26 protein-coding genes, 1 tRNA gene, 1 pseudogene and 1 riboswitch are annotated in these 26,385 nt (G+C 56.5%); of the genes and pseudogenes, 9 read left to right on the top strand and 19 right to left on the bottom strand.

The window, feature by feature from the left end; all coding sequences use genetic code 11:
- Positions 1 to 62 precede the first annotated feature (62 nt).
- Complete coding sequence (tesA, locus tag TAN611_RS05625) at positions 63 to 707, bottom strand: multifunctional acyl-CoA thioesterase I/protease I/lysophospholipase L1 (RefSeq protein WP_203067755.1); 645 nt, start codon at positions 705 to 707, stop codon at positions 63 to 65.
- Here tesA and ybbA point away from each other — a divergent pair.
- Both ybbA and ybbP read left to right on the top strand, forming a co-directional pair.
- Positions 678 to 1,364 carry a putative ABC transporter ATP-binding protein YbbA gene (gene ybbA / locus TAN611_RS05630; RefSeq protein WP_203067378.1) on the top strand — a complete coding sequence of 229 codons (687 nt, stop codon included), beginning with the start codon at positions 678 to 680 and terminating at the stop codon, positions 1,362 to 1,364. The genes tesA and ybbA overlap by 30 nt on opposite strands.
- Positions 1,361 to 3,793, top strand: coding sequence for a putative ABC transporter permease subunit YbbP (gene ybbP, locus TAN611_RS05635; RefSeq protein ID WP_203067379.1), 2,433 nt, complete (start codon positions 1,361 to 1,363; stop codon positions 3,791 to 3,793). The genes ybbA and ybbP overlap by 4 nt, the downstream gene beginning before the upstream one ends.
- A gap of 54 nt (positions 3,794 to 3,847) precedes the next feature.
- Here the strand turns inward: ybbP and purK are convergent, their stop codons facing one another.
- The 4 genes from purK to ppiB all read right to left on the bottom strand — a co-directional run bounded on the left by purK (position 3,848) and on the right by ppiB (position 6,841).
- Positions 3,848 to 4,915, bottom strand: coding sequence for a 5-(carboxyamino)imidazole ribonucleotide synthase (gene purK / locus TAN611_RS05640; protein WP_111737609.1), 1,068 nt, complete (start codon positions 4,913 to 4,915; stop codon positions 3,848 to 3,850).
- Positions 4,912 to 5,436, bottom strand: coding sequence for a 5-(carboxyamino)imidazole ribonucleotide mutase (gene purE, locus TAN611_RS05645; RefSeq protein WP_105230082.1), 525 nt, complete (start codon positions 5,434 to 5,436; stop codon positions 4,912 to 4,914). Before purE ends, purK begins: the two co-directional genes overlap by 4 nt.
- 177 nt (positions 5,437 to 5,613) lie before the next feature.
- Positions 5,614 to 6,336, bottom strand: coding sequence for a UDP-2,3-diacylglucosamine diphosphatase (locus TAN611_RS05650; RefSeq protein ID WP_111737608.1), 723 nt, complete (start codon positions 6,334 to 6,336; stop codon positions 5,614 to 5,616).
- A gap of 10 nt (positions 6,337 to 6,346) precedes the next feature.
- Positions 6,347 to 6,841, bottom strand: coding sequence for a peptidylprolyl isomerase B (gene ppiB / locus TAN611_RS05655; RefSeq protein WP_105230084.1), 495 nt, complete (start codon positions 6,839 to 6,841; stop codon positions 6,347 to 6,349).
- 286 nt (positions 6,842 to 7,127) lie between these two features.
- Here ppiB and cysS point away from each other — a divergent pair, with 286 nt between their 5' ends.
- The gene (gene cysS / locus TAN611_RS05660) at positions 7,128 to 8,513 is read left to right on the top strand and encodes a cysteine--tRNA ligase (protein ID WP_111737607.1); all 1,386 of its coding nucleotides are present in this window, start codon (positions 7,128 to 7,130) and stop codon (positions 8,511 to 8,513) included.
- A 52-nt stretch (positions 8,514 to 8,565) separates the two neighbouring features.
- Here the strand turns inward: cysS and malI are convergent, their stop codons facing one another.
- From malI to folD, 4 genes are all read right to left on the bottom strand, one after another.
- Positions 8,566 to 9,582, bottom strand: a complete 1,017-nt coding sequence (gene malI, locus TAN611_RS05665; RefSeq protein WP_111737606.1) for a Mal regulon transcriptional regulator MalI — start codon at positions 9,580 to 9,582, stop codon at positions 8,566 to 8,568.
- Between the two features lie 90 nt (positions 9,583 to 9,672).
- The gene (locus TAN611_RS05670; RefSeq protein ID WP_105230087.1) at positions 9,673 to 11,172 is read right to left on the bottom strand and encodes a PTS transporter subunit EIIC; all 1,500 of its coding nucleotides are present in this window, start codon (positions 11,170 to 11,172) and stop codon (positions 9,673 to 9,675) included.
- A 264-nt stretch (positions 11,173 to 11,436) separates the two neighbouring features.
- Positions 11,437 to 11,649, bottom strand: a complete 213-nt coding sequence (gene ybcJ / locus TAN611_RS05675; protein WP_105230088.1) for a ribosome-associated protein YbcJ — start codon at positions 11,647 to 11,649, stop codon at positions 11,437 to 11,439.
- 10 nt (positions 11,650 to 11,659) lie between these two features.
- On the bottom strand, positions 11,660 to 12,526 hold the full coding sequence (gene folD / locus TAN611_RS05680) for a bifunctional methylenetetrahydrofolate dehydrogenase/methenyltetrahydrofolate cyclohydrolase FolD (protein ID WP_105230089.1): 867 nt from the start codon (positions 12,524 to 12,526) through the stop codon (positions 11,660 to 11,662).
- A 319-nt stretch (positions 12,527 to 12,845) separates the two neighbouring features.
- Here folD and TAN611_RS05685 point away from each other — a divergent pair.
- Together TAN611_RS05685 and TAN611_RS05690 are read left to right on the top strand one after the other, a co-directional pair.
- Positions 12,846 to 12,922: transfer RNA gene (locus TAN611_RS05685), tRNA-Arg, on the top strand.
- Positions 12,923 to 13,209: 287 nt separating this feature from the next.
- Positions 13,210 to 13,443, top strand: coding sequence for a DUF4282 domain-containing protein (locus TAN611_RS05690; protein WP_105230090.1), 234 nt, complete (start codon positions 13,210 to 13,212; stop codon positions 13,441 to 13,443).
- Positions 13,444 to 13,579: 136 nt separating this feature from the next.
- Here the strand turns inward: TAN611_RS05690 and TAN611_RS23665 are convergent, their stop codons facing one another.
- The 3 genes and pseudogenes from TAN611_RS23665 to TAN611_RS05705 form a co-directional block, all read right to left on the bottom strand.
- Positions 13,580 to 14,749, bottom strand: a complete 1,170-nt coding sequence (locus tag TAN611_RS23665; protein ID WP_203067380.1) for an EpsG family protein — start codon at positions 14,747 to 14,749, stop codon at positions 13,580 to 13,582.
- Positions 14,750 to 15,467: 718 nt separating this feature from the next.
- Entirely contained in the window at positions 15,468 to 15,644 is a 177-nt protein-coding gene (locus TAN611_RS05700) for a hypothetical protein (RefSeq protein WP_197951422.1), read from the bottom strand.
- Between the two features lie 408 nt (positions 15,645 to 16,052).
- Positions 16,053 to 16,193: pseudogene (locus TAN611_RS05705) on the bottom strand (LysR family transcriptional regulator); the annotation flags it as partial.
- 214 nt (positions 16,194 to 16,407) lie between these two features.
- Here TAN611_RS05705 and TAN611_RS05710 point away from each other — a divergent pair.
- On the top strand, positions 16,408 to 16,851 hold the full coding sequence (locus TAN611_RS05710) for a cupin domain-containing protein (protein ID WP_203067756.1): 444 nt from the start codon (positions 16,408 to 16,410) through the stop codon (positions 16,849 to 16,851).
- Between the two features lie 625 nt (positions 16,852 to 17,476).
- Entirely contained in the window at positions 17,477 to 18,925 is a 1,449-nt protein-coding gene (locus tag TAN611_RS05715) for a GGDEF domain-containing protein (RefSeq protein WP_105230091.1), read from the top strand.
- Positions 18,926 to 18,965: 40 nt separating this feature from the next.
- Here the strand turns inward: TAN611_RS05715 and TAN611_RS05720 are convergent, their stop codons facing one another.
- Both TAN611_RS05720 and TAN611_RS05725 read right to left on the bottom strand, forming a co-directional pair.
- The gene (locus TAN611_RS05720) at positions 18,966 to 19,442 is read right to left on the bottom strand and encodes a cold-shock protein (RefSeq protein WP_105233225.1); all 477 of its coding nucleotides are present in this window, start codon (positions 19,440 to 19,442) and stop codon (positions 18,966 to 18,968) included.
- Positions 19,443 to 19,582: 140 nt separating this feature from the next.
- Complete coding sequence (locus tag TAN611_RS05725; protein ID WP_105230092.1) at positions 19,583 to 20,746, bottom strand: M20 peptidase aminoacylase family protein; 1,164 nt, start codon at positions 20,744 to 20,746, stop codon at positions 19,583 to 19,585.
- A gap of 334 nt (positions 20,747 to 21,080) precedes the next feature.
- On the opposite strand from TAN611_RS05725, the gene cspE reads away from it, so the two are divergent.
- Complete coding sequence (gene cspE, locus TAN611_RS05730; protein WP_105230093.1) at positions 21,081 to 21,290, top strand: transcription antiterminator/RNA stability regulator CspE; 210 nt, start codon at positions 21,081 to 21,083, stop codon at positions 21,288 to 21,290.
- 61 nt (positions 21,291 to 21,351) lie between these two features.
- Here the strand turns inward: cspE and TAN611_RS05735 are convergent, their stop codons facing one another.
- The 3 genes from TAN611_RS05735 to crcB all read right to left on the bottom strand — a co-directional run bounded on the left by TAN611_RS05735 (position 21,352) and on the right by crcB (position 23,820).
- Positions 21,352 to 22,542 carry a Bcr/CflA family efflux MFS transporter gene (locus tag TAN611_RS05735; protein WP_105230094.1) on the bottom strand — a complete coding sequence of 397 codons (1,191 nt, stop codon included), beginning with the start codon at positions 22,540 to 22,542 and terminating at the stop codon, positions 21,352 to 21,354.
- Positions 22,535 to 23,146, bottom strand: a complete 612-nt coding sequence (locus TAN611_RS05740) for a TetR/AcrR family transcriptional regulator (protein ID WP_105230095.1) — start codon at positions 23,144 to 23,146, stop codon at positions 22,535 to 22,537. The genes TAN611_RS05735 and TAN611_RS05740 overlap by 8 nt, the downstream gene beginning before the upstream one ends.
- 290 nt (positions 23,147 to 23,436) lie before the next feature.
- Positions 23,437 to 23,820: a fluoride efflux transporter CrcB gene (crcB, locus tag TAN611_RS05745; protein WP_105230096.1), complete on the bottom strand. Its 384-nt coding sequence runs from the start codon at positions 23,818 to 23,820 to the stop codon at positions 23,437 to 23,439.
- 76 nt (positions 23,821 to 23,896) lie between these two features.
- Positions 23,897 to 23,973: riboswitch (Fluoride riboswitch) on the bottom strand.
- Positions 23,974 to 24,176: 203 nt separating this feature from the next.
- Here crcB and tatA point away from each other — a divergent pair.
- Positions 24,177 to 24,386 (top strand): Sec-independent protein translocase subunit TatA, encoded by a 210-nt coding sequence (gene tatA / locus TAN611_RS05750; RefSeq protein WP_111737602.1) that lies wholly within the window; start codon positions 24,177 to 24,179, stop codon positions 24,384 to 24,386.
- 89 nt (positions 24,387 to 24,475) lie between these two features.
- Here the strand turns inward: tatA and lipA are convergent, their stop codons facing one another.
- On the bottom strand, positions 24,476 to 25,441 hold the full coding sequence (gene lipA / locus TAN611_RS05755; RefSeq protein ID WP_105230098.1) for a lipoyl synthase: 966 nt from the start codon (positions 25,439 to 25,441) through the stop codon (positions 24,476 to 24,478).
- A gap of 235 nt (positions 25,442 to 25,676) precedes the next feature.
- Positions 25,677 to 26,342, bottom strand: coding sequence for a lipoyl(octanoyl) transferase LipB (lipB, locus tag TAN611_RS05760; RefSeq protein ID WP_172606306.1), 666 nt, complete (start codon positions 26,340 to 26,342; stop codon positions 25,677 to 25,679).
- Positions 26,343 to 26,385: the final 43 nt, after the last annotated feature.

The raw sequence follows: 26,385 nt of genomic DNA on the forward strand, positions 1-26,385 counted from the left end.
ATCCCTAATTTGATTATACCCGTCATACTAGCCGCATCGATGTTGCCGCAATACGGCATGGATCAATGGGGCGCAGGCTTCTGTGTCACTAAGGGGGTCAGGCGTTCCGCCATCCAATTGGCGATAAACGGCTGGGCATCCAGATTCGGGTGCAGGCTGTCATCCTGCATCCACTCCGGCTTAATAGCCACCTGCTCCATAAAGAATGGCAGCAGGGGGATACTGAACTGTTTGGCAAGCCGCGGGTAGACCGCGCTGAATGATTCAGTATAGCGGCGGCCGTAGTTCGGCGGTATCCGAATCTGCATCAGCAGCGGACGGGCGCCGGCCTGCTGCGTCAGGGTGATTATTTGCTCAAGGTCGCGTTGCAGGTCCGGCGGAGGAAAACCGCGCAGCCCGTCGTTGGCGCCGAGCTCAATCAGTACCCAGCGCGGCTGATGCTGTTTCAGCAGTGCCGGCAGGCGCGCCAGTCCCTGAGCGGCGGTATCACCGCTGATGCTGGCGTTGATCACTTCGGGTCTGTCGGGCTGTTTCCGCCACTGTTCGGCCAGCCGCGTCGGCCAGGCTTGCGCCACCGGCAGGCGGTAGCCGGCGCTTAAACTGTCGCCAAGAATCAATAACGTATCGGCAGCCGCCGCACGTAAACAGAATAAACCCAACAGCAGAAGGATGGGAAAATGCCAGCGGAAAACGTTCTTGAAGTTCATCATCTTAGTAAGCACGTTGGTCAGGGTGAGCATCAGCTCACCATCCTTACCGGAGTCGAGCTGGTTGTCAAACCTGCGCAGACTCTTGCCCTGATCGGCGAGTCCGGTTCCGGCAAGTCGACGCTGCTCGGGATCCTGGCCGGGCTGGATGACGGCAGCGACGGCGAGGTGCATCTGCTGGGCAAGTCGCTGAGCGCGCTGGATGAAGAAGGGCGCGCTGCGCTGCGCGCCAGCAACGTCGGTTTTGTTTTTCAGTCCTTTATGCTGGTGCCGACGCTGAACGCGTTGGAAAATGTGCAGCTGCCGGCGTTGCTGCGCGGCGAGAGCGATCGCCGCAGCCGCGAACAGGCGGTGCAGCTGCTGGAGCAGCTTGGCCTGGGGCAGCGGCTGGATCACCTGCCGGCGCAGCTGTCCGGCGGCGAGCAGCAGCGGGTGGCGCTGGCGCGCGCCTTCAGCGGCCGGCCGCGCGTGCTGTTTGCCGATGAGCCGACCGGCAACCTCGACCGGCAGACCGGCGAGCGCATCGCCGATCTGTTGTTTTCCCTCAATCGCGATTACGCCACCACCCTGATTCTGGTGACCCACGATGAAACGCTGGCGGCGCGCTGCCAGCGCCGGCTGCGCTTGCGTGACGGCAAGCTGTGGGAGGAAGCATGATTTGGCGCTGGTTTTGGCGGGAATGGCGTTCGCCGTCGCTGCTGATTGTCTGGCTGGCGCTGACGCTGGCGGTGGCCTGCGTGCTGGCGCTCGGCAGCATCAGCGACCGGATGGAAAAAGGCCTGAGCCAACAGAGCCGCGATTTTATCGCCGGTGACCGGGTGCTGCGCAGCGCGCATCCGGTGCCGGAAGGCTGGCTGCTTGACGCCAGCCGGCAAAACCTGCAGATAAGCCGCCAGCTCTCTTTTACCACCATGACCTACGCCGGCGATCGGCCGCAGTTGGCCAACGTTAAGGCGACCGATCTGGCTTATCCGCTGTACGGCAAGCTGGAAACGCGCCCGGCGAACGTCAAGCCACAGCCGGGCACGGTGCTGGTGGCGCCGCGGCTGCTGGCGCTGCTGGGCGTCAAAGTGGGCGATGAACTGGACGTCGGCGACGCCACGCTGCGCATCGCCGGGGAAATACTGCAGGAGCCGGACTCCGGGTTTAATCCTTTCCAGACCGCGCCGCGTATTCTGATCAATATGGCGGACGTTGAGAAAACCGGCGCGGTGCAACCCGGCAGCCGCCTGACCTATCGCTATATGTTTGCCGGCGCCGAGGCGGACCTGGACCGTTATGCGGCGACGCTGACGCCGCAGCTGAAGGCCGATCAGCGCTGGTTTGATACGGAGAACGCCGGCGGCGCGCTGGGCAAATCGCTGCAGCGTTCGCAGCAGTTTCTGCTGCTGTCGGCATTGCTGACGCTGTTGCTGGCCGTTGCTGCGGTGGCGGTGGCGATGAGCCACTATTGCCGCAGCCGTCACGATTTGATGGCGGTGCTGAAAACGCTGGGCGCCGGCCGCAAGGCGCTGCGCCGGCTGATTGTCGGCCAATGGCTGGCGGTGCTGCTGCTGGCGGCGCTGTGGGGCAGCCTGCTGGGGCTGGCGTTTGAGGCATTGCTGATCCGGCTGTTAGCGCCGGTGCTGCCCAAGGCGCTGCCGGCCGCTGGCGGCTGGCCGTGGCTGTGGGCGCTGGGTGCGCTGGTGATGATCTCCTTGCTGGTGGGGCTGCGCCCTTACCGGCAACTGCTGGCGACCCAGCCGCTGCGCGTGCTGCGGCGCGACGTGGTGGCCAACGTCTGGCCGCTGCGTTACTTCCTGCCGGCGGCGCTGTTGATCGTGGTGGCGTTGCTGAGCCTGTTGATGGGGGGCAGTACGCTGCTGTGGTCAGTATTGGCCGGCACGGTGGTGCTGGCGTTGCTGCTCGGCGCGATCGGTTGGGGCTGCATCGCGCTGCTGCGCCGCATCAGGCTGCGCAACCTGGCGTTGCGGCTGGCGGTCAACCGGCTGCTGCACCAGCCGTGGGTTACCGTCAGCCAACTGGCGGCCTTTTCCATGTCGTTTATGCTGTTGGCGCTGTTGCTGGTGCTGCGCGGCGATCTGCTGGAGCGCTGGCAGCAACAGCTGCCGCCGGAGGCGCCGAACTACTTTCTGATGAATATGACGGCGCAGCAGGTGCCGCAGGTACGCAGTTTCCTGCAGCAGCATCAGATCGCGCCGGAAACTTTCTATCCGATTGTGCGCGTACGCCTGACGGAGATTAATCAGCAGGCGGCGACCGAGCTGGTGCGTGAGGACGATCCCGGCGGCGAGGCGGTCAACCGTGAGCTGAATCTGACCTGGCTGGCGCAGCGGCCGCAGCACAATCCGCTGACCGCAGGCCAGTGGCCGCCGCAGCGCGGCGAAGTATCGATGGATGCCGGCATTGCGGAGCGGCTGAAGGTGAAACTGGGCGACACGCTGACCTTCAGCGGCGATACCCAGTCATTCCAGGCGAAAGTCACCAGCCTGCGGCAGGTGGATTGGGAGAGCCTGCGGCCTAATTTCTACTTTATCTTCCCGCCGGGGGCGCTGGACGGCCAGCCGCAGACCTGGCTGACCAGTTTCCGCTACGGCGGTGACGGCAGCATGCTGACCCAGCTGAACCGGCAGTTCCCGACGCTCAGCCTGTTGGACATCGGCGCCATTTTGCATCAGGTTGGCGGCGTGCTGCAGCAGGTCAGCCGCGCGCTGGAGGTGATGGTGATTCTGGTGGTGTTGTGCGGCGGCTTATTGCTGTTGGCTCAGGTGCAGGTGGGCATGCGCCAACGTCGTCAGGAACTGGTGGTGTACCGCACGCTGGGAGCGAGCAAGCGCCTGTTGCGGCGTACGCTGTGGTGCGAGTTTGCGCTGTTGGGGCTGGCCGCGGGGTTTGCGGCAGCGCTGGGAGCCGAAGCCGCGCTGTGGCAGCTGCAGAGCCGGGTGTTTGACTTCCCGTGGCAGCCGACGCCGGTGCTGTGGTGGGCGCTGCCGCTGCTCAGCGCGCTGCTGTTGTCGCTGTGCGGCGGTTGGCTGGGCGTGCGGTTGCTGCGCGGGCAGGCGCTGTTCCGCCGCTATGACGGTTAGCACCAATAACAAAGGGTTCGGCAGTGCCGAACCCTTTTTTTGCCGCAGCGCGGATTACGCCAGTTTCTGCTGTGCCCAATTCAGGCCGCTTTGGTACTCGACGGGCAGCAGCGGTTCCAGCTGCTGCAACGCCTGCCGCAACGTACCGGCGTTGGGATCGTTGAGGTTCAGGTGCCCGACTTTGCGGCCGGCGCGCACCTCTTTGTCATACCAGTGCAGATGCACCAGCGGCAGTCCCAGCCAGGCGCTGTCCACGTCGGTGCCGATCAGGTTCACCATCACCGACGGAGTATTGACCACCGGCGTCGGTAGCGGCAGGCCGAGAATGGCGCGCAGATGCAGCTCGAACTGGCTGATGGAGGCGCCGTTTTGCGTCCAGTGGCCGCTGTTGTGCACCCGTGGCGCCAGCTCGTTGATCAGCAGCCGATCGCCGACGATAAAGCACTCCATCGCCATCACGCCGACATAGTCCAGGGCGTTGAGGATCGCTGACAGCATCTGTTCCGCCTGCTGCTGCAGCGCCGGGTTTGGCGTCGGCAGCGCCACGCTGGTGCGCAGAATGCCCTCTTCGTGCAGATTATGGGTCAACGGATAAAACACGCATTGGCCATCGTGCCCGCGTGCGCCCACCAATGACACTTCGCCGGAGAAATTGATGCCCTGCTCGACGATGCACTCGCCATAAGCGTCGGCCGGCAGTTCGGCTTCCTGGCCGGGGCGCAGGCGCCACTGGCCGCGGCCATCGTAGCCGCCGACACGGCGTTTGACGATCGCCAGTTCACCCAGTTTGGCGAACACCTGCGGCCATTCGGCCGCGTCAGCCAGCAGTTGCCACGGTGCGGTCGCCAGATTCAGCTGGTCAAGCAGTTGCTTTTGCGTCAGGCGGTCGGCCAGACGCGGGAAGATATCACGGTTGACGAAGCTGCCGTGGGTCGCCAGTTCGCGCGTCAGCGCGGTTTCCGGCCAACGTTCGATCTCGGCGGTAATCACGCTGTTTTGATACGGCACCGCTTCCGGTTCGGCATCCAGACCAACCGGATAGACGGCGATCCCCAGCGGTTCGCCGGCCTGGCGCAGCATGCGGCCCAACTGGCCATTGCCCAGTACGCAAACCGGCTTCATGCTTCCTCCCGCGGATCCGGATTGCCCAGCACCTCGTCGGTCTGCGCCTGACGCCAGTCGGCCAGCCGCTGCGCCAGGGCGCCATCGTGGCGCGCCAGGATCTGCGCCGCCAGCAGCGCGGCATTGGCTGCGCCTGCCTTGCCAATCGCCAGCGTGCCCACCGGAATGCCGCGCGGCATCTGGACGATGGAATACAGGCTGTCCACGCCGCTCAGCGCCGCGCTCTGCACCGGCACACCCAGCACCGGCACCAGCGTTTTCGCCGCCAGCATACCCGGCAGGTGCGCCGCGCCGCCAGCGCCGGCGATGATCACATCGAAACCGTTAGCGTCGGCCTGTTCGGCGAAGCTGAACAGTTTATCCGGCGTGCGGTGAGCGGAGACGACTTCAACATGGAACGGGACATCAAGCGTGGTCAGGACATCGGCCGCAAATTGCATGGTGGCCCAGTCACTTTTCGATCCCATTACAATTGCGATTTTAGCGCCAGCGGTGGTGGCTGAAGCGGCGTTGGCTCCCATGGGTGTAAGGCTCCTGTCATTGTACAAGCGTTGGCCAATTGCCTGAGGCGGCAAGCCATTTGAGGGCGTAGAGCATACCACGGGTGCACAGTAAGGAAAACGGTTGCGTGGCCGGTTTTCACCGTGAAAAGCGCGAATTTTTCCACTCGCGCCTGAAGTCAGGAAGTTAGCGCTGTATCAGAATGGGAAGGCGATCAGCTCGACGTCGTCACGGCTGACTTTGATCATTGAGCCTTCCTGGTGCCAGGCGCCCAATACCGCGCGATGCGCCGCTGCGCCGTGCAGCGAAAGTTCGTGGATGGCGGGACGATGCGTATGGCCGTGGATCATCCAGCGCACGTTGTGGCGCGCCATCGTCTGCTCAACCGCCTGCGGATTCACGTCCATAATATCCAGCGTTTTGTGCTGATTGCTTTGCTGGCTGCGGGCGCGCATACCGGCGGCGATTTTCAGACGCCAGCGCAGCGGTAGCGCCAGAAACAGTTTCTGAATCAGCGGATTATGTACGCGGCGGCGGAAGTGCTGGTAGTCACGATCGTCGGTGCACAGCGTGTCGCCGTGCAGGATCAGGATGCGGCGGCCGTACAGTTCCAGCACCTGCTCTTCCGGCAGCAGGGTCATGCCGCTGGCGCGGGCGAAGCGTTTGCCCAGCAGGAAGTCGCGGTTGCCGTGGATGAAATAGCAGGGGACGCCGGCCTGCTGCAGCGCCTTCAGCGCGGCGGCGATCTCGGCGTGCAGCGGTTCAGGATCGTCGTCGCCGATCCAGGCTTCAAACAGGTCGCCAAGGATATATAACGCGTCCGCGTGAACGGCGTCGCGCTGCAAAAAATGCAGAAAACCGGCAGTAATTGCCGGTTCCTGTGCGCATAAATGCAGATCTGCGATAAACAGCGTGTGCATGCCGTCGCAATTACTCGCTGACGGTAACGCTGGTGACGACCACGTCTTCGACCGGTACGTCCTGGTGCATGCCGCTGCGGCCGGTTTTCACGCCTTTGATCTTGTCGACCACGTCCATGCCTTCGACTACTTCAGCAAATACGCAGTAGCCCCAGCCCTGCGCGTTTTCGCCGCGGAAGTTCAGGAAGTCGTTATCAACCACGTTGATGAAGAACTGTGCGGTGGCGGAGTGCGGATCGTTGGTGCGTGCCATTGCCAGCGTGCCGCGGGTGTTCTGCAGGCCGTTGTTGGCTTCGTTTTTGATTGGCGCCTGGGTGCTTTTCTGGTTCATGCCAGGTTCAAAACCACCGCCTTGAATCATAAAGCCATTGATAACACGGTGGAAAATGGTGTTGTCGTAGAAACCTGCGCGGCAGTAGTTCAGGAAGTTTTCAACGGTGACCGGTGCTTTGTCGGCAAAGGTCTTGATGACGATGTCGCCGTGATTGGTGTGGAAAGTAACCATAGTTTTAATCCTAACAAGGTGAAGTGAGATGTTACAGCGGACTGTAAACAATCAGACCGACCTTATAACATATCTCTATTAGCGAGTCAGCAGCGGGCTTGGCTTGCGCTGTCTGCCCGTTGATTTTTGTTATAAGATAACAGCGGAAGGCGGCGCGCGGCGCCGGGTTTTCTGCCGAGGATGTCAGCATTCCTTGGCCTTAACCTTGCATTACTGCGGTCTTCGGGGTTCAATACGCGGATCCCTGTTATTAATATTGTTACAACGCACACCACGGAATGTCCCGATGCTAAAGATTTTTAATACCCTGAGTCGTCAAAAAGAGGAATTCAAACCAATTCATGCCGGAAAGGTCGGTATGTATGTGTGCGGGGTAACCATTTACGATCTGTGTCATATCGGCCACGGCCGCACCTTTGTCGCCTTTGACGTAGTGGCGCGCTACCTGCGCTACCTCGGTTACGATCTGAACTACGTACGCAACGTGACCGACGTGGACGACAAAATCATCCGCCGGGCGGCGGAAAACGGCGAAACCTGCGATCAACTGACCGGCCGCATGCTGGCGGAGATGCACGCCGATTTTGACGCGCTGCTGATTGAACGTCCGGATCAGGAGCCGCGCGCCACGCAGCATATCGCCGAGATTATCGAGATTACCCAGCGCCTGCTGGATCGCGATCACGCCTACGTGGCCAGCAACGGCGACGTGATGTTCTCTATCGACAGCGATGCGGATTACGGTCTGCTGTCGCGCCAGGATCTGGAACAGTTGCAGGCCGGCGCGCGGGTAGAGGTTGACGACGTTAAACGCAACCCGATGGACTTCGTGCTGTGGAAAATGTCCAAGCCGGGCGAACCGAGCTGGGAATCACCGTGGGGCGCAGGCCGTCCGGGCTGGCACATCGAGTGCTCGGCGATGAACTGCAAACAGCTTGGCACCCATTTTGATATTCACGGCGGCGGTTCGGATCTGATGTTCCCGCACCATGAAAACGAAATCGCCCAGTCCAGCTGCGCTCACGACGGCCCGTACGTCAACTACTGGATGCACTCCGGCATGGTGATGATCGACCGCGAGAAAATGTCCAAGTCGCTGAACAACTTCTTCACCATTCGCGACGTGTTGGGGTATTACGATGCGGAAACCGTGCGTTACTTCCTGATGTCCGGCCACTACCGCAGCCAGCTGAACTACAGCGAAGAGAACCTGAAACAGGCGCGCGCTTCGCTGGAGCGTCTGTATACCGCGCTGCGCGGCACCGACCCGGCGGCACAGCCTGCCGGCGGCGAAGCCTTTGAGGCACGTTTCCGCGAGGCGATGGACGATGACTTCAATACGCCGGAAGCCTATTCGGCGCTGTTCGATCTGGCGCGCGAAGTCAACCGCCTGAAAAGCGAAGATATGGCGGCGGCCAACGCCATGGCGGCCGAGCTGCGCAAACTGGCGAAAGTGCTGGGCCTGCTGCAGCAGGAGCCGGAAGCGTTCCTGCAGAGCGGCGCGCAGGCCGATGACGGTGAAGTGGCAGAGATTGAAGCGCTGATTAAGCAGCGTAACGACGCGCGTAAATCGAAAGATTGGGCGCTGGCGGACTCAGCCCGCGATCGGCTGAACGAAATGGGTATCGTGCTGGAAGACGGCCCGCAGGGCACCACCTGGCGCCGTAAGTAAGCGCTATAAAGCGGTTCTCAGGCCGGGCGAGTGTTTCACTCCCCGGCTTTTTTTATGCCGACTCCCGGCTGACCAACTGGCCGGACAGCGTGATGCGCTGGGTCTGTAACGCCGGCTCCTTCAGCTGGCGCAGCATCAGCGCGGCGGCCTGACGGCCGGTTTCTTCGCTGGCGGAGGAGACGTAGGTAAACGACGGCGAGGTCAGGTTGACGTGCAGCATATCTTCAAAGCCAATCAGCGCCACCTGCTGCGTCAGAAACACATCCTTGCCGATGGTGCGGCCTACCTGATGAATACCGTTGATACAGCCGATCATGGCGTCCGGCGAGTGGCAGAGCAGGGCGGTGATGGTATTGTTTTGCTCGAGCAAACGACGGGTGGCCTGGCTGGCGGCGCGGGTATCGTCGCTGCAGGCGGGGGCGGACTCTTCTTTGCAGGCGATGCCGTGCTGGGCAAGCATGCCATGAAATCCCAGTAGCCGCTGCTGGCGAATCAGTGAATCCTGCCGGCCGCCAATATAGCCGATGCTGCGGTGCCCGCGTTCGATCAGATAGCGGGTGGCCAACCCCGCGGCCTGGCGGTTATCGCGCATCACCAGGTTACACTCCTCCTCCAGCAGCGATTGCGAAACCGCCACCAGCGGCAGCGGACACTGGCGGATAAGCGCGGGCAGCTGCGGGCGGGCGGCATCGGACGCCAGATAAATCACTCCGGCCACTCCCTGCTGCTTGAAAGAGAGCAGACAGCGTTCCAGGTGCGCCTGTTCATCCTGCGGCTGGCCGAGAAACACCATATAGCCCTGGGCTTCCAGTTCCTGCACGATGCTGGCCATCACCTTGATGGAGAAGCTGTCGCTGAAATCCCGCAGGATCAGGCCAATCAGGTTTGAGGTGCTGGCGCGCAAATTGGCTGCCGCCACGTTGTGCACGTAGCCCAACTGGCGGATAGCGGCCTGCACCCTGGCGATGGTGGCGTCGGAGATTTTGCCCTTCTGGCGCAGAACCAGCGACACCGTCGAGACGGAAACTCCCGCCTGTTTTGCCACGTCGATAATGCTGACTTTCTTCAAACCTGCTCCCGGAAAAATCCGCCGTAATCAGCGAGATAAAACAACGTCTCCGAACGATGACGGAGACGTTTACAGCCTACCATCTTCCGCTTATTTGCCAATCATCGTCGACATGGTTTGGGCAATAAATTGCGCCCGCGCGCCAAAAATCACCTGAATACCGCTATCGCCGACGAACACCACGCCGCGCGCCCCGAGGCCGTTCAGGCCGTCTTTATCCACCGCTTTGCTGTCCGCCACCTCAAGACGCAGGCGGGTGATGCAGGAACCGACGGAGTCAATATTCTGTGCGCCGCCCAGCAGGCCGATGATTTCCGTTGCCAGCTCGGTGTCGGTCTTGTCATCCGCATTGGCGGTTACGTTGGTGCGGCCCGGCGTTTTGACGTCGAAGCGGCGGATGACAAAGCGGAAGGTGAAGTAGTAGATCAGCGCCATCGGAATACCGACGATAACGGCGCTGAGGAAGTGGGTCTGATATCCGTTGAACGAAGGCAGAATGCCGAATGACAGGTAGTCGATAAAGCCGGCCGAGAACGACTTGGCGATATGCGCATGCAGCAGATACATGGTCATATACGCCAGGCCGGCCATGATGGCGTTAAAGACGTACAAAATCGGCGCCACGAAGATAAAGGTGAACTCCACCGGCTCGGTGATGCCGGTCAAAAAGCAGGTCAGCGCGGCGGAAAACAGAATGCCGGCGGCGATTTTTTTGTTGGCCGTCTGGGCTTCATGATACATCGCCAGGCAGGCCGCCGGCAGGGCGAACAGCATCAGCGGGAATTCGCCCTGCATAAATTTACCGGCGTCCTGATAGCTGTCGCTGCTGAAGGATTTCACACCTTCTTCCAACATTTTGAACCAGATGGTCTGATCGCCGTGGATCACCTGACCGGCGGCGGTGGTGTAGTCGCCAAACGAATACCAAAAGGAGGGATACCAGATATGGTGCAGGCCAAGCGGGATCAGCGCTCGCTCCACCAGCCCGAAGATAAAGGTGGAGGCCGCCTGATTATCGCCGTTGACCACCACCGAGAGCGCATCAATGCCCGACTGAATATGCTGCCAGACGTAGGGCAGCAGCAGGCCCATGATGAACGACAAAAAAGCGGTGGCGATGGCCACAAAGCGTTTGCCGGAGAAGAAGCCGAGAAATTCCGGCAGTTGCATAGCGTGGAAGCGGTTATAGCACCAGGCGGCGAGAATGCCGCAGATCAGGCCGCCGAACACGCCCATCTGCAGGGTGGGAATGCCGACCACCAACGCATATTTTCCGCCCTGGGCGGCCATCTCCGGCGTGATGCCGAGTAGCGTACCGATGGTGATATTGGTAACGAACACCGACACGGCGGCGGACAGTGCGGCAATGCCTGATTCTGACGCCAGCCCCACCGCCGAGCCGATGGCGAACAGCATCGGCAGGTTATCGAAAATCACCCCGCCGGCGTTCATCATCAGCGGCAGATGGAATTTGTCGCCGAATGCCAGCAGCAGGCCGGCGGCCGGCAACAGTGAGATCGGCAGCATCAGCGCGCGGCCAATCATGGACAGTTTGGATAACGATTTAACAAACCCTGAGAACAGACTCATGCTGTTTTCCCCCGATGTGAGACCCTGGATGCGCTGAAAATGGCGCTGTTATTGTAAGTAGAACGTTCTAGTAGAACGTTCTACTCATCGTCTGGCAACTCGGTAGGGCGTGCAACTTAATTTTTACATTCAGCCAGAGGAAAAAGTAATTCTTTGACGATGATCGAGAAATAGACGGCAGGAGGCTGCATACGAGGGGGACGAAAAGGGGAACCTGAGAAAGCCGGGTTGCGCGTGTGCAACCCGGTTTTTTAATCGCGGCGATTAAGCCTGAACGGTGACCGTCCGGCCGGCAAAGCTGACCTGCTGTCCGGCAACGATTTTGCAGCGTTTGCGGGTTTCCTGCTGGCCATCAACCTTGACCAGACCATCGGCAATGACTTCTTTCGCCGCGCCGCCGCTTTCGCACCAGCCCTGAAACTTCAGCAAATCGCAGAGTTCGACGTGCGGGTGGTTATCCAGATTAAAAATTTCCATACTGCCTTACTTATTTAGGTTGAACGTCATGATATTCCTCGCAGGCCTGCAAGGTGTTTTGAATCAGCGTGGCGACGGTCATCGGGCCGACGCCGCCGGGAACCGGCGTAATATAGGCGGCGCGTTCGCTGGCGGCTTCGAAGTCGACGTCGCCGACCACTTTACCGCTTTCCAGACGGTTGATGCCGACATCAATCACGATGGCGCCCGGTTTGATCCAGTCGCCCGGGATAAAGCCCGGTTTACCGACGGCCACCACCAGCAGGTCGGCATTTTCCACGTGATGGCGCAGGTTTTTGGTAAAACGGTGCGTCACGGTGGTGGTGCAGCCGGCCAGCAGCAGTTCCATGCTCATCGGGCGTCCGACGATGTTGGATGCGCCGACCACTACCGCGTTCAGGCCGTAGGTATCGATATTATAGCGCTCCAGCAGGGTGACGATGCCGCGCGGGGTGCACGGGCGCAGCTTCGGCGCGCGCTGGCACAGGCGGCCGACGTTGTACGGGTGGAAGCCGTCGACGTCTTTGTCCGGATGGATGCGTTCCAGCACCTTGACGTTATCAATGCCGGCAGGCAGCGGCAGCTGCACCAGAATACCGTCGATTTCCGCGTCGGCGTTCAGCTGGTCGATCAGCTTGAGCAGCTCTGCTTCGCTGGTGGAGGCCGGCAGATCGTAAGAGCGGGAAACAAAGCCGACTTCTTCGCAGGCACGGCGCTTACTGGCGACATAAATCTGTGAGGCCGGGTTTTCGCCCACCAGCACAACCGCCAGACCCGGCGCGCGTTTTCCTGCGGCCAGACGTTGTTTAACTTGCTCAGCCACTTCGCTTCTAACCTGCTGCGCAATCGTTTTACCATCAATAATCTTTGCTGCCATCGGTGTGGAAATCCATCATTTAAGAAAAAGCGGGGGATGGTGCTATTTTGTCAGAAGCTGAGCGCGCTGTCAGGCGCTGAATCGTGTTAATGTCGCGATAACGGTGAAGGAAAAAAGGGACGAGGCCATGCAATATGCACGTTTTCATATCAGTAAAACACCTGATTAGCGCTCAGAGATCATGATGTTAGCGCACGACGGTGGTGGAAAAAGCAGCATAAAACGTCCTGGCGGCGGCGACACAATGAAAAGGCATTGACTCACTCTCTTCGGGCCGTATAATCCAAGCCGCAACCCCGGGTTGCCGCATCTCTTCAATGCGCCCTTAGCTCAGCTGGATAGAGCAACGGCCTTCTAAGCCGTAGGTCGTAGGTTCGAGTCCTACAGGGCGTGCCATTTCAGATTTGGGCTTTTTTCTGCAACAAAACGGTCATCTTTCCTTCATTCCGTTTATGCTTGATTGATCTTAATATGGATAAATCAAGGGCGTTATTATTTTATAAAAATATTTCCCCGTCCCAGTAACGATAATTGCATTCCCCTGCCGCATGTCATAAATGTGATTTAGCCCCTATCAACGCGTATATATGACTAGCCGCACGCCTGATTAATATGACAGAATGGAACAGCTACACAGTGTAGAAACTATGGAATAGTATATATAAAAGCAAGGTGGGTTATTAATGAGAAATGTTTTATTCTTTGATTCGATGCTTACTCCAAAAATTATCACCGTGGTTTATTGGTTAACGCTGTTAGGCGTGATAATCAGCGGTATTGGCGTCATGGCGTACAGCGGGGTGTTTAGTGGCCTGCTTGGCATCCTGATTGGCGGCGTATTTGTCCGCGTCGCATTCGAGATGATTATTATTGCCTTTAAGAATAACGAATATCTGCGAAAGATTGCGGAGAAATAGTAACTAGGTTAACTAGTGAAGATGCCGGGTATTCCCGGCATTGATTCAAAGATCATGCGATCCGTTTCAGAGTACAGGTTATTACTATTTTATAGCACGGTGAGAGGTGCGAACAGTAAATATAACCTTTTGACGGCTATGCGGGGTATGACATCTGTAGAAGTGCTGATGGCCAATTTGCGAGCAAGCCTACAATCAGGACACACGATGTGAGAATAAATACGTATGCATTATGGTTTTTTGATCTTTTATAGTAAGAAATAATCATCATCAGGCTGATCATTGAGAGCATTGGTCCCCAGTAGAAGTTCCTGAAGAACCACACCATAGATATAATGCTCACTCCATATGCGGTAAGTAGCAAGAAGAGCGTATACACGGGGAGATATAATTTATTCTGATAAAAAAACGGATCGTCTTTTTTACGGGTAAGGAAAAATATGGCATTGACAACCAGTGGGATGAATGACTCTGTCGTATATTTTAGTCGTGTAATAATCGGTAGTTGATAAAATTGAGCGCCGATTATTTCTGAGTTAAGGTACGCATAGGCCTTGCTTTTCAGGTTTACGCCGACAAAAAAATTTTGGAGAGTGTCGATGGGTGTTTTCTCTACTAGGACTCGGGCAATGTCGAGGTTTATGAAATAAGAACTCGTATAAAAAAGGAGGACAGCTATTGTGATAGACTTAAGCAGAAGCCTTCTTTTAGCTATACAATAGGAAAAAACACCAAAACACAGAGGGGTCAATGCACCCCAGTGTATACTTATTCCTAATGCTGCGAATGTTAAAAAAAGAGATCTTTTTTTGTGGATTAAGAAGTAAAAAGAAAGCATGACAAATGGGAGCGCCATACCTTGCCTTATGGTGTTTGTTGCCAAGTCTAACATGTACCAGCCATTAAAAAAAGAAAGCATTAATAGTGATTTGTACGGTTCATTTTTTAAGTACTTAAATGTGCATATTAAAACTGCACAAACAAAAAACAATGACGTGAAGAAAATGTAGAACTCATGAGAAGGATTTATTAATTTTATTGTTTTGGCGATTATGTAAAACCCATAACTCCACGGGAAGTCTTCAAAGTCACTCATTCTGTCAAAGAAATCAAGGTACATTTTTATGTCTGATGTTCCCTCCGTTCGCAGACCATAAAAAAGAACCATCATGATGGCCACTAAAAAGGCATTGATCCTATCAAGTGATATTGACCGGCATGTTGCAGACAAAAACGAAATAAACATAAAAAATAAAGATGCCGAAAAGTAAAAGGCTAACTCTATATTTATTAAAAATAAAGGCATATCCCTACCCCAAAAAATATAAATTATTTTTTGTCATCCGTTATTTGATGTGACTATTATGTGAAAGTAACATCAATTCTTAAGTGCGACGTATGTTAACCTTGGTTTTTATATTATTCCATAAGAAATTTTTCATTGTTTGATTTTCATAGAGATTAAATGTTTTTTTCTTATTGTAAAGGGATCTTTCTTAAGTCTGTTTAAGTTTTTTCTTTTTTGTTTTGTATTGGAGTAATTGAATATTTGACATGTACAGGTTTTTAGGGGGGGGCATTAATTAGTAAATAATATGGTGTTAGGTATATTAAAAATTAATCGAACTATTGCTTACTTAAGCATAAATGAAAAAGGGTTTTTCTCATTATGAGTATTTTCTTGGCGTGTATGACAATCATCGCTGGCTACGGTAAGTTTCACATCTTTTCTTCCCAAGGTCGGGTTAGTCGGCTCGCCCACCTCTTACAGGGGAAGGAGCGAATGAGGCGTCGTCATAAGCGGGTATTGTAGCGAGGATGATTAAAATGTGAGTATTATTCTCATGCTATTATGTCATGCCCGGGCCGGAGAATTCGATATGGATATGAAAGAACTCAGAGGATTCCCTGTAGTGAATATGATAAGCGGATTAGGTTGTTTATGGGTAGGTATGGCGAGACATCTTAGTGATATATGTTTGCTCCCATCAATTTTTTATTAAGCCACCGCTGCATGGCAGATCTTAGAACACATCCTGATCCTCGTCATACTCTTTGGGTTTGCTGTTCACGATATATTTGACGATACAGGTAAGAATTACGCTGTTTGCCAACCAGGCAATAATGGCAAACTTGCCAAGCGCATCAGTAAGCCACAGTATCGGGCTCATGATGATAAGAAAACCGATGAAGAATCGCATTTATCCGCAGTCCTTTGATCTCAACCAAAAATTCTACACGACACCAGAAGGTCATAACTTCTGACGATATATATAGGCCACATTGCCGCCATGGCGACAGTGAGGAGGCAATAATACTCCGAATGGCATCGTGATGCACGGGAGAGGAGATGTGCAGGGGGCTACACGGTATAGGGTATTTGGGTTATCACACGCGGCGTCCGATCCGTTTCTCACAATTCAGGAACCATTATGTATTTAGTGATATTCCGCTTTGCGGGTCGGGGCCGTGCAGCCCAAGCATCAGTGTACTGACTTCAAACAGCGCTTTGATGCTACCGGCGGATCTCGCCAGCATGTCATTAATGATTGAGAGCGCGTACGGGCTAAGCGCTATCTACCTGTTGCCGGAGACGGGTAGCGTAATGCCTCAAGCCGCTCTTCCAGACCGCGGACGGCATGGCTGAGGGCTGATTGAGATACGCCCAGCCTGGCAGCGGCGCGGGTGAAGCTGCGTTCCTGCGCCACCATCAGGAAGGCGATTAAATCGTTAACGTTTTCTCCTAACATCTCTGCGGTCAGCGTTGGATCATTCCGGGGTAGCGATCATTGTAGTGCTCCGGTGCTGAGGGTGCAGTCTATTAATGAATATTACTCATATCTCCTTGCGCATTTACCCACTTTTTCAGCTAAAAGAATCCCGTTACCGTTAAAGCACCGCAAATATTTGCACGATTAAGGGGACGTTATGAAATTTCTTGCTGCTTCAACCATGATGCTGTCCATGCTCGCACCGGCGGTTTCTGTTGCCGCGGAAGATGAGGATAAGGTCAAAGTACAACGCAGCGGTGCTCAGCCCTCTCAGGCTGGCCCGACGAACTATTTTACCGGCCAGGTGCGCATCGACGCGCCTTTCCAGGGCAGCGATGATGCCCGCGTTGGCGGCGCTACCGTAACCTTTGAGCCGGGGGCGCGCACCGCCTGGCATACGCACCCGCTGGGTCAAACGTTAATCGTGACGCAAGGGCGTGGCTGGGTGCAGGAGTGGGGCGGTAAGGTGCAGGAAATGAATCAGGGAGATATCGTATGGATCCCGCAGGGCGTAAAACACTGGCATGGCGCTACGGCTGATACCGCCATGACGCATATTGCCATTGCTGAATCGCTCGACGGCAGTCCGGTGGCGTGGCTGGAACAGGTCAGCGATGAGCAGTATCGCCAACGGTAGCCAGAGGGAAGCGGGGCGGCTGTGATGTCTATTATTTCCATCCAGCGTTACATCTACCTGAGCAAACTTACCCAAGGATGACAAATCTATACACTCAAGTTGATAGTGTTAACTCACCCGATGATGTTGTGTGTTATTCCTTTCCTGTAGTGTATTACCCATCCCCATTGAGTTTATCCCGCCTTGTGCGGGATTTTTTTTGTTTGTGGTGTGGGCCTGTTTCGCCGGAATCAGGGCGTCAGCGTGAAAGCCGTCATATTGATGGCAGGCCTCCATGGCGTCGGGGAACGTATTGCAGGCGATTATTTGCCCGATAAAATAATGGGAATGGATGCTTCTGTTTATTTGCAAGATATTATCTTGCACTATTTTTGTGGTTATATGTTTATTCCGCAATACAGTAGGTTGCGCTATGCTATTAACCAAAGAGGCTGCTCTGCGGGAAGCGGACCTAGACGCCGACAGATATAGGATGATTCTGTTAAATAAAGGTTAATGTGTTTTTATCTTTGCACCGTCTGGTTTTTCCCGTTGCAATCTGGTTTATATATTCTCCTTATTTTGCTGGGGCATGGAATGATATGCATACAACTGTTCTGGTCATGATGTTTGCGTGGTTCAGGCTATGAACGCCAGAATGCTTTCTAAGCATGGACTGCCGGGCGCAGTGCGTCTCGTTAATCTTTTTTTGCTGGTTTTCTTTCTTTCTCTCGTTGGCATTTTTTCCCGTCCTCTTGATTCTCTCTCCTTATTCTGGCCGGTTAACGCCATTTTGTTGGGCGTGTTATTGCGTAAGCCGGCCTATGCCAGCCCGGCAGGCTGGCTGGTGACCTATATCGCCATGATTGCCGCGGATTTGACCACCGGTGAAGGCTGGATGCTGGCGCTATGGCTCAACCTGTGCAATATGTCGCTGGTGGCGACGGGCTACTGCGTGATGCGGCTGTTGCCGCAGTCTCAGCGGCGCATGGGGAATCCACAGGCCATTTTGTATCTGTTTGCCGCCGGTCTGGCCGGGGCCGTCGTGGCGTCGACACTGTCGATACTGCGTAATGACAGCCTGTACAATAATACGGTGCTGACCGCCTGGCTGGCATGGTTTAGCGAACAGTTCTCCACAACTTTGCTGATTTTACCCGTTCTGCTGGCGGCGCCGCGCTTAAAAACGCTGCTGCGTATGCAGTATCACTGGAACCTGAGTGATGGTCTGCCGCTATTGGCGCTGCTGGGGTCGTTGCTGTTTAGCATCTATATCGGCGGCCCCGGCGCTATCGCGTTCCCGATCCCGGCGCTGTTGTGGTGCGCGGTGCGCTATCAATTGTTTACCGTCACGCTGTTGACCTTGCTGACCGGCGTGGTGGAGATCTGCACCATTTCCGCCAATGTGATGCTGTACGAAACGCCGACGTCCCGCGGCGCATTACTGGATACCCTGATGTCGGCGCGTCTGGGGATCGCCATGTTGGTGATGGGGCCACTGATTCTCTCCAGCTCGATGGTGGCTAATCGCAAACTGGTGCGCCGCCTGGAACATAGCGGCAATCATGACTTTCTCACCGGAACGCTGACGCGTAGCGCGCTGACGCGTAAGGCGAGGGAATTGCTGGAACACAAGCGGCGCTCTAAAGAAGCGGTATCGCTGCTGCTGATTGATATTGACCACTTCAAGCTGATTAATGATACCCATGGGCATATTGTCGGCGACAGGGTATTGACCCATGTTACCCACGTATTGCGGCGTGAACTGCGCCACGATCAGCCTCTGGGACGGCTGGGCGGTGAAGAGTTTGCCGTCGTATTGCCGCGCGCGCTGGCGGCTCAGGCGGTAGCGTTAGGGGAGTTTCTGCGCCAGCAGGTGGAAAAGAGCGAGGTGAAGAGCGGTCATAAGGCGCTGAAGGTCACCATCAGCGTCGGCGTAGCCAGCTTGGCGATGAAGGAGGTTAAATCCTGGGAGCAACTGATGAATATGGCCGATATCGCACTGTATCGCGCCAAGTCGCTGGGGCGTAACCGGGTTGAGTCTTTTAATGTGGTGAGCGGCAGCAGCGTCGATCACATCTGGTTTAAAGAGTAGCGGCGGCGTGAGCCTGGGTAGAGGCTCACGCATATGGCGTTTACAGGCCCTGGAGCGCCTGTAGCGTGTCGTCCAGATCGATCTCATGTTCGGAGAAGGTATGGGTCACGTTCTGGAAGGTGACCACCGACAGCATGCGCAGCGTCTGCATCTCCGGGGCGCTCTCCGTCTGCGGGCGGATACGGTTCATCAGCAGCCCAACCGATAATACGGTGTTTTCTTTGTCCACTTGGTTCTGCACCGGTACTTCTTTGGTGAAGGTGTGGAAGGATTTGATGCTGCTGATTTTTATACGTTCATTGGCAATGATGATGTATTTGCTTGGAGCCAGCACTTTTACCGCATAGGCGGAGGGCCCTTTGGCGTTATTGGTCGGCTCAAACGTTACCGCAGCGTTTTTCTTAATCAGATCGGGGTTTTGCACTTTTACCACGTGGAAATAGCGATTTTCACCATTTTCATCGGTAATAAAGCCGAAGCCTTTCTCTGCAAAAAAAGTCGTTATCTTGCCGTTCATCATCATTCTCGTTAATTCGTTCAATACAACGCTTATGATAGCGCGTAATGCGGTACAGCAACAGGGTAGCGTCGCTGCGCCCGAATGGTGGTGTCAGGCATTCGCCGCGCTGCCGCGGCGAAAAGCGGGTAACGTAGGCTTCAGGCCAGGCTGACGGCCCGTTGCGGCACCTGCGCCAGTTGCTGTAAGGCGCGCTCCGCCAGGCGTTCAAAGTATTGCGACGCCGGGAAAATAGCCTGTTCATCGGGTGTAAAGCGCGGATGATGCAGGCCGAACTCGCTGGCTGAGCCGATGCTGACAAAAGTGCCGGGAACGTGATGCAGATAAATAGCGAAATCTTCACCGCCCATCTGCAGTTCGGCTTCTTCGACCTGATAGCCGTACTCCGCCGCCACCGTTTTGCTGAAGTCCGCCCAGTGGGCGTGATTGACCAGCGCCGGCGGTCCGGGGTGCCAGCACAGTTCGGCCTGTGCGCCGAGCGAGGCGGCGACGCCGTCGATCACCTGGCGAATTTTATCCGGTACCTGACGGCGCACGTCACCGTTGTGGGTGCGCACCGTGCCTTCCAGCTCCACCGTCTGCGGCAGCACATTCCAGGTATTCCCGCCCTCGATGCGCGTCACGCTGACCACTACCGCCTCCAGCGAGCTGAAACTGCGGCTCGGCAGGGTTTGCAGGGCGTTCACGATATGGCTGGCGGTGACGATGGTATCAATACCCTGTTCCGGTTTGGCGGCGTGCGCGCCTTTGCCGGTGATACGGATCTGAAAGCGATCGACGTTGGCGTAGAAGGGACCGGCGCGGGTGGCGAAGGTTCCGGTAGGCAATTCCGGGGCGTTGTGCAGGCCGAACACGGCCGCGACGCCGTCCAGCGCGCCGGCGTCAATCAGCTGCTGCGCGCCGTCGCAGGTTTCTTCCGCCGGCTGGAAAAAGATACGCACCCGGCCCGGGAGCGAGGACTCACGCGCTTTAAGCAGGTGGGCGGCGCCAAGCATCACCGCGGTGTGGAAATCGTGCCCGCAGGCGTGCATCACCCCATGCTGACGTGAGGCGAAGGGGACATCGGCGAGCTCTGCAATCGGCAGGGCGTCAATATCGCCGCGCAGGGCGATTAGCGGCCCGTCGCCGCTGCCGATTTCGGCCACGACGCCGGTGGATAGCGCCAGCGGCAGGATGCGTATATCGGCCTGTTGCAGCCAGCGGGTAATACGTTCGGTAGTGGCGAATTCCTGATTGGACAGTTCGGGGTGCTGATGCAGTTCACGGCGGTAGGTGATGATTTGTTCGGCCAGTTGACAGGGCATAGGCTTCTCTCGGTTAGCTGCGGTTATGCTTAACCCTAGCCCAGCGGCGGCGGAAGCAAAAAGATTATCTGGTTATATTTCATAGCCATTCGGTTTCCAGGCGGCGGTTGTGCGGCAACGTGTAGCGTGAATCGCTATTCGGCGGGGATCTGAGCGGATAATCCTGGAAATTGCGTATTTTATGGGTGGAACGGACACTTTACGCCGCCAGATGCCGGCTATTGCACTTTTTATCCGCATTATGTGATCTGAGCAGTGGACAAAAAGCCGGGCAGTTGCTGTACTGTATCTGACACACGATTTGTGTCTTACATTCACGTTAAAGGTAAGTTTGATGTCTAAGATTAAAGGTAGCGTTAAGTGGTTTAATGAATCTAAAGGTTTCGGTTTCATTACTCCGGAAGATGGTAGCAAGGACGTTTTCGTTCACTTTTCTGCCATAGTTAGCAATGGTTTCAAAACGCTCGCTGAAGGCCAGCAGGTAGAATTTGAAATCACCAATGGCGCTAAAGGCCCATCTGCAGCTAACGTTACCGCGCTTTAAGCGACACTAGCCGCTTTGCTGAAAACCCGCTCCTGATGAGCGGGTTTTTTATGGCTATCGATCAGCGGCGGGCTTTCGGCACCAGCAGGGTGAACAGCACAATGGCGATGAAATAGCAGCCGAAAATCGTCAGTGCCATCGAGACGCTGGAGGTGCCGCCCAACCCGGTGAGCGGAACGCTGCAGGCGCCGAGCGCGAACATACAGACGCCGATCAGCGCTGAAGCGCTGCCGGCTTTGTCGCCCTGGCTCTGCATTGCCAGCGAGGAAGCCGTCGGGCCGACGCTGCCGACGGCGGCAATGGCGAAGAACAGCGGCGCCAGCAACAGCGGCAACGGCGCATGCAGCCAGCCGGCCAGCAACAGCAGCAGTGAGGCGCTGGCCGCCAGCGTCAGCCCGCATTTTAGAACCCGCAGTTCACCGAAGCGTCGGCTCAGACGCGCTGCCGTCTGGGCAGAAATTACCAGCCCGATGCCGTTCATCGCAAAGCACAGGCTGAACATCTGCGGGCTGAGACCGTAGATTTGCTGCAGGACGAAAGGCGATGCGCCGATATAGGCAAACATCCCGGCCATCACGAAGCCCTGCGTCAGGCACAACCCCATAAATTGCCGTTGGCGCAACAGGCCACCCAGCGACAACAGCATCGACAGCAAGCCGCCCTGGCTGCGCCGCTCCTGTGGCAGCGACTCTTTGAGCTTCAGCAGGGACAGGGTGAAGAGCAACAGGGCGATCAGCGCCAGCGCGTCAAAAATGCCGCGCCAGTCCATAAATTTCAGCAGCGCGCCGCCCAGCACCGGCGCGACGATTGGCGCCAGCCCGTTCACCAGCATCAGCAGCGCAAAAAAGCGCGTTAACTCATGGCCTGAATACATGTCACGGGCGATGGCGCGGGAGATTACGGCGCCGCCGGAACCGGCCAGCCCTTGCAGCAGGCGGGCGATCAACAGTTGGTCGATGCTGGTGGCCAAGGCGCACCACAGCGAGGCTGCCAGTAAAATTAGCAGTGACAGCAGTAAGGGACGGATACGTCCCAGCTTGTCACTGTAAGGGCCGAAGATCAGTTGGCCAAGTCCAAGCCCCAGCAGGCCGGCGGTCAGGCTCAGCTGCGCCGTGGCGGTTGAAGTGTTGAGCTCGGCGGTCATTTGCGGCAGCGCCGGCAGGTAAAGATCGATGCACAATGGCCCCAGTGCGGCCAGAAGGCCAAGCACGGCGGCATAAACTAATCGTTGACGGGCGTGTTGTTTACTCATTAGGTGTGGCGGACTCACGGAACAGATGGGAGATAGCCTGCTGGTATAAACCTTCCAGCAGTTTGGGGTCGGCTTTTTGCGTGGTAAGCAGGCGATAACCGGTGCCTTCGCTGAGCACGGCGATAAATTCGACGCGCGCGGCGATTTCTTCGTCGCTGAACGACGGATAGAGCTGTTGCAGATTACGGCAGACGTGGCGGAACAGGCGCGCTTCGGCATCGCTCAGCATGGCGGCCACCGCCGGGTTGCGCGTGGCTTCGGCGGTCACTTCCAGCATCAGCAGGTGGTCGTCTTCGCTCTGCCCAGGTAATTGATACAGCGTCCGCGTGGCGAGCGTACCGGCAATCAGGTTGATGTGGTCGCTAAGATCCTCAAGACGCCGCATTTTATCGTTAATAATGCGGTCAACAATTTCGGCGATAATGGCGTCTTTATTGACGAAGTAGCGGTAAATCTGCCCGACGCTCAAGGCTGAACGCTGGGCGATCTCCGCCATGCTGGCGGCATGAAAGCCATATTGACGAAAGCAGACTTTCGCGGCTGCGACGATTTGGTTACGGCGCAGTTCGGCTTTCGCCTGCCTGCTTTCTGTTGGGGATGACATGTCCCGATCCTATCACTGACAAGGGAAGAAACGCAGTTTGAGTGCGAACGTTCATTCTCAATTGTAGCGCAGGCGTAATTATTTGTGAAAGTCTTTACGCGGGCCGACGGCGGCCCGTTTAGCTGAACAGATAAAGGTGGATAAACGAGGCAACCGTGGCGACGCACAGCGCGGCGGCGGCAACTTCAGCGGCGGTTTTCGGCATATTCCACATAGCGATCCTCATCCGGTTTTTATAACACTGGATGAGGATTATCCGCATGCAAGATTAAGAAAACATTAAGCGCGGGTTACTGCCCGGTGATCCAGGCGACCAGCAGGTACGCCAGCATGGTCATCAGCAGTGAGCCGGCCAGGTTCAGCATGGCGTTGGTCAGCGCCCACAGAAAGCGCCCGTCCTGCAGCAGGGAAACCACTTCCAGCGAGAAGGTGGAAAAGGTGGTCAGGCCGCCGCAGAAACCGGTCGTGAGCAGCAGGCGCCAGGTGGGATCGATAGCGCTGGCGCGGGCCATCAGCGCCATCGCCAGGCCGATAATAAAGCCACCCAGCAGGTTGACGGTCAGGGTGCCCAGCGGAATTGCCGGGTGCAGCGGATTGAGCCGCAAACTGATGCTCCAGCGCAGTACGCTGCCTAAGCCGCCGCCGATAAATACGGCCAGTAAAGAATTCAACATGGTCAGAAAGCCCTTTCAAACAGAAGAGTAGGATGCTCAGAAGGGTACGGGCGCAACGCTACGCACCTCACTCTGAGGTTACGTAGACATCATCAGCCGGTCAGGCGGTTTATCCCTTATCGGGGCTGGAGGAATGTCATCTCCGTGGTCGATAAGTTGTAACTATCGATGGTGTTGATGTTACACGTTGCGCAGGGGGTTTTGTAGCCCCGGCGGCAAATTACGCCGACGATCGGCGATCTTACTCTGTTACAGCTTGCCGTTGTTTTATTTGTCAGAAAGCGGATAACTAGGCGCAGGCAAGGTTTATCTCTTTCGCTGCGTCCTGCGGCATATATGTATTAAAGAAGGTGAATATGGAAGGAATCAGTATTACCAAACTGTTGGTGATTGCGGTATTGATCGTCTTATTGTTCGGTACCAGCAAACTGCGTACGCTGGGCGCTGACTTGGGCGCGGCGCTGAAGGGCTTTAAAAAGGCGGTGGGTGATGATACCCCGCCGGTGCAGAATACGGCGGACAGCAGTGCCGCAGGCCAGCAGAACGTCGAGAAGAAAGACGTCTGAGGCCGCATAAAAAACGGATGCCGTAGGGCATCCGTTTTTTTGTGCTGTCAGTCAGCCAAAGCGTAACAAAACGTTACCCTGCTACGGCATTATTTGACTTCCATACCTTTCGCCTGCAGGTCGGCGTGATAAGAAGAGCGGACAAACGGACCGCACGCCGCGTGGGTAAAGCCCATCGCCAGCGCTTCTTCTTTCATCTCTTCAAACTCCGCCGGGCTGACATAGCGCTGTACCGGCAGGTGGTGGCGGCTTGGCTGCAGGTATTGACCCAGCGTCAGCATGGTGACGCCGTGACGGCGCAAATCACGCATCACTTCAATAATTTCTTCGTTGGTTTCCCCCAGACCGACCATCAGGCCCGACTTGGTCGGAATATCCGGGTGTGCTTCTTTAAAGCGCTCCAACAGCTTCAGTGACCACTCATAGTTGGCGCCCGGGCGCACCTGACGGTAAACACGCGGCACGTTTTCCAGGTTGTGGTTGAAGACGTCCGGCGGCGTCGCCGTCAGGATATCCAGCGCGCGATCCATACGGCCGCGGAAGTCCGGCACCAGGGTTTCGATTTTGATGTCCGGATTTTTAGCGCGAATGGCGCTGATGCAGTCGGCAAAATGCTGGGCGCCGCCGTCGCGCAGGTCGTCGCGGTCAACGGAGGTGATCACCACATAGCGCAGCGCCATATCGGCGATGGTTTGCGCCAGTTTTTCCGGTTCGTTGGCGTCGGGAGCAACAGGACGGCCATGAGCCACGTCGCAGAACGGGCAGCGACGGGTACAGATAGCGCCGAGGATCATAAAGGTGGCGGTACCGTGGTTAAAACATTCAGACAGGTTAGGGCAGGAGGCTTCTTCACAGACCGAATGCAGACCATTCTTACGCATTGCGGCCTTGATGCCCTGAATCCGCGTTGAGTCGGCGGGCAGTTTGATTTTCATCCACTCGGGTTTACGTAACAGCTCCTGCCGTTCGGTGACCACCGTTTTGACCGGGATCAACGCCATTTTGTCTGCATCGCGGTATTTGACGCCGCGTTCCATCTGAATTGGTTTACTCATAGTCGTGCAGGTTCCAGTTACGAAACTCGACTTTTGTTTTTATCTTTTAAGATCAATAAATTAAAAAGCCGTAGTAAGAAGTAGGTAAAAACTTGGCGATACTATACCACTTTTACCGCGATCCATTCAGCCCCTGTATCGCGCTGGGGCGTGTGCGCCATTATACGCGTTCTTACGGCTTTGCCGTAGTTAAGCGGGTGCATCCCGTGCGGTCAGGGAAAGAGGGCGGGCAGCGCTACAGATAATCACCTAAAGCCCAACTGCCCGTTTCAACCTGCCGATAGCCGAGCTGGCGGACAAACTCCTGCACCAGAACCGGCGCCACGTCCTCCAGCGACACAGCGGGCGCCAGCGCGCTGACCTGGGTCATCTGCATGCCGGCATAACCGCAGGGGTTGATGCGCTGGAACGGGCCAAGATCCATTGCCACATTGAGCGCCAGACCGTGGAAGGAGCTGCCTTTGCGGATGCGCAGCCCCAGCGAGCAGATTTTCTGGTCGCCGACGTATACGCCGGGTGCGTCAGGGCGCGCGCGTGAATCAATATGGAAGTGGGTGAGGGTATGCACCACGGTGTCTTCAATCGCGCTGACCAGTTGGCGGACGCCGATTTTATTGCGCTTGAGATCGACCATCACGTACATCACCTGCTGGCCGGGGCCATGGTAGGTGACCTGGCCGCCGCGATCGCTTTGAATAACCGGGATATCGCCGGGCATCAGCACGTGTTCCGCTTTGCCGGCCTGGCCTTGGGTGAAGACCGGGGAGTGCTGTACCAGCCACAGTTCGTCCGTGGTGTTTTCGCTGCGGCGATCGGTGAAGTTGTGCATGGCCTGGGAGACTGGCTCATAGGGCTGCAGCCCCAGCTGACGGACTATGATCTTATCGTGTTGCACGGGCATCGTCAGGTTACAGAAGTGGTGCGGTCATTATATCGGGCGCTCC

It is taken from the genome of Serratia sp. Tan611, assembly GCF_905188235.1.
In the GTDB taxonomy this organism is placed as follows: domain Bacteria; phylum Pseudomonadota; class Gammaproteobacteria; order Enterobacterales; family Enterobacteriaceae; genus Serratia_B; species Serratia_B rhizosphaerae.

Excerpts from the sequence above, each read along its gene's own strand:
- ppiB (WP_105230084.1), bottom strand. The coding sequence starts at position 6,841 with ATGGTTACTTTCCACACCAATCACGGCGACATCGTCATCAAGACCTTT.
- TAN611_RS05670 (WP_105230087.1), bottom strand. The coding sequence starts at position 11,172 with ATGAGTCTGTTCTCAGGGTTTGTTAAATCGTTATCCAAACTGTCCATG.
- TAN611_RS23665 (WP_203067380.1), bottom strand. The coding sequence starts at position 14,749 with ATGCCTTTATTTTTAATAAATATAGAGTTAGCCTTTTACTTTTCGGCA.
- ybbP (WP_203067379.1), top strand. The coding sequence starts at position 1,361 with ATGATTTGGCGCTGGTTTTGGCGGGAATGGCGTTCGCCGTCGCTGCTG.
- TAN611_RS05740 (WP_105230095.1), bottom strand. The coding sequence starts at position 23,146 with ATGTCATCCCCAACAGAAAGCAGGCAGGCGAAAGCCGAACTGCGCCGT.
- TAN611_RS05710 (WP_203067756.1), top strand. The coding sequence starts at position 16,408 with ATGCTCGCACCGGCGGTTTCTGTTGCCGCGGAAGATGAGGATAAGGTC.
- tesA (WP_203067755.1), bottom strand. The coding sequence starts at position 707 with ATGAACTTCAAGAACGTTTTCCGCTGGCATTTTCCCATCCTTCTGCTG.
- TAN611_RS05690 (WP_105230090.1), top strand. The coding sequence starts at position 13,210 with ATGAGAAATGTTTTATTCTTTGATTCGATGCTTACTCCAAAAATTATC.
- TAN611_RS05715 (WP_105230091.1), top strand. The coding sequence starts at position 17,477 with ATGAACGCCAGAATGCTTTCTAAGCATGGACTGCCGGGCGCAGTGCGT.
- purK (WP_111737609.1), bottom strand. The coding sequence starts at position 4,915 with ATGAAGCCGGTTTGCGTACTGGGCAATGGCCAGTTGGGCCGCATGCTG.
- purE (WP_105230082.1), bottom strand. The coding sequence starts at position 5,436 with ATGGGAGCCAACGCCGCTTCAGCCACCACCGCTGGCGCTAAAATCGCA.
- ybbA (WP_203067378.1), top strand. The coding sequence starts at position 678 with ATGCCAGCGGAAAACGTTCTTGAAGTTCATCATCTTAGTAAGCACGTT.
- ybcJ (WP_105230088.1), bottom strand. The coding sequence starts at position 11,649 with ATGGAAATTTTTAATCTGGATAACCACCCGCACGTCGAACTCTGCGAT.
- folD (WP_105230089.1), bottom strand. The coding sequence starts at position 12,526 with ATGGCAGCAAAGATTATTGATGGTAAAACGATTGCGCAGCAGGTTAGA.
- cspE (WP_105230093.1), top strand. The coding sequence starts at position 21,081 with ATGTCTAAGATTAAAGGTAGCGTTAAGTGGTTTAATGAATCTAAAGGT.
- lipA (WP_105230098.1), bottom strand. The coding sequence starts at position 25,441 with ATGAGTAAACCAATTCAGATGGAACGCGGCGTCAAATACCGCGATGCA.
- cysS (WP_111737607.1), top strand. The coding sequence starts at position 7,128 with ATGCTAAAGATTTTTAATACCCTGAGTCGTCAAAAAGAGGAATTCAAA.
- TAN611_RS05720 (WP_105233225.1), bottom strand. The coding sequence starts at position 19,442 with ATGAACGGCAAGATAACGACTTTTTTTGCAGAGAAAGGCTTCGGCTTT.
- tatA (WP_111737602.1), top strand. The coding sequence starts at position 24,177 with ATGGAAGGAATCAGTATTACCAAACTGTTGGTGATTGCGGTATTGATC.
- TAN611_RS05725 (WP_105230092.1), bottom strand. The coding sequence starts at position 20,746 with ATGCCCTGTCAACTGGCCGAACAAATCATCACCTACCGCCGTGAACTG.
- TAN611_RS05735 (WP_105230094.1), bottom strand. The coding sequence starts at position 22,542 with ATGAGTAAACAACACGCCCGTCAACGATTAGTTTATGCCGCCGTGCTT.
- lipB (WP_172606306.1), bottom strand. The coding sequence starts at position 26,342 with ATGCCCGTGCAACACGATAAGATCATAGTCCGTCAGCTGGGGCTGCAG.
- TAN611_RS05700 (WP_197951422.1), bottom strand. The coding sequence starts at position 15,644 with ATGCGATTCTTCATCGGTTTTCTTATCATCATGAGCCCGATACTGTGG.
- crcB (WP_105230096.1), bottom strand. The coding sequence starts at position 23,820 with ATGTTGAATTCTTTACTGGCCGTATTTATCGGCGGCGGCTTAGGCAGC.
- TAN611_RS05650 (WP_111737608.1), bottom strand. The coding sequence starts at position 6,336 with ATGCACACGCTGTTTATCGCAGATCTGCATTTATGCGCACAGGAACCG.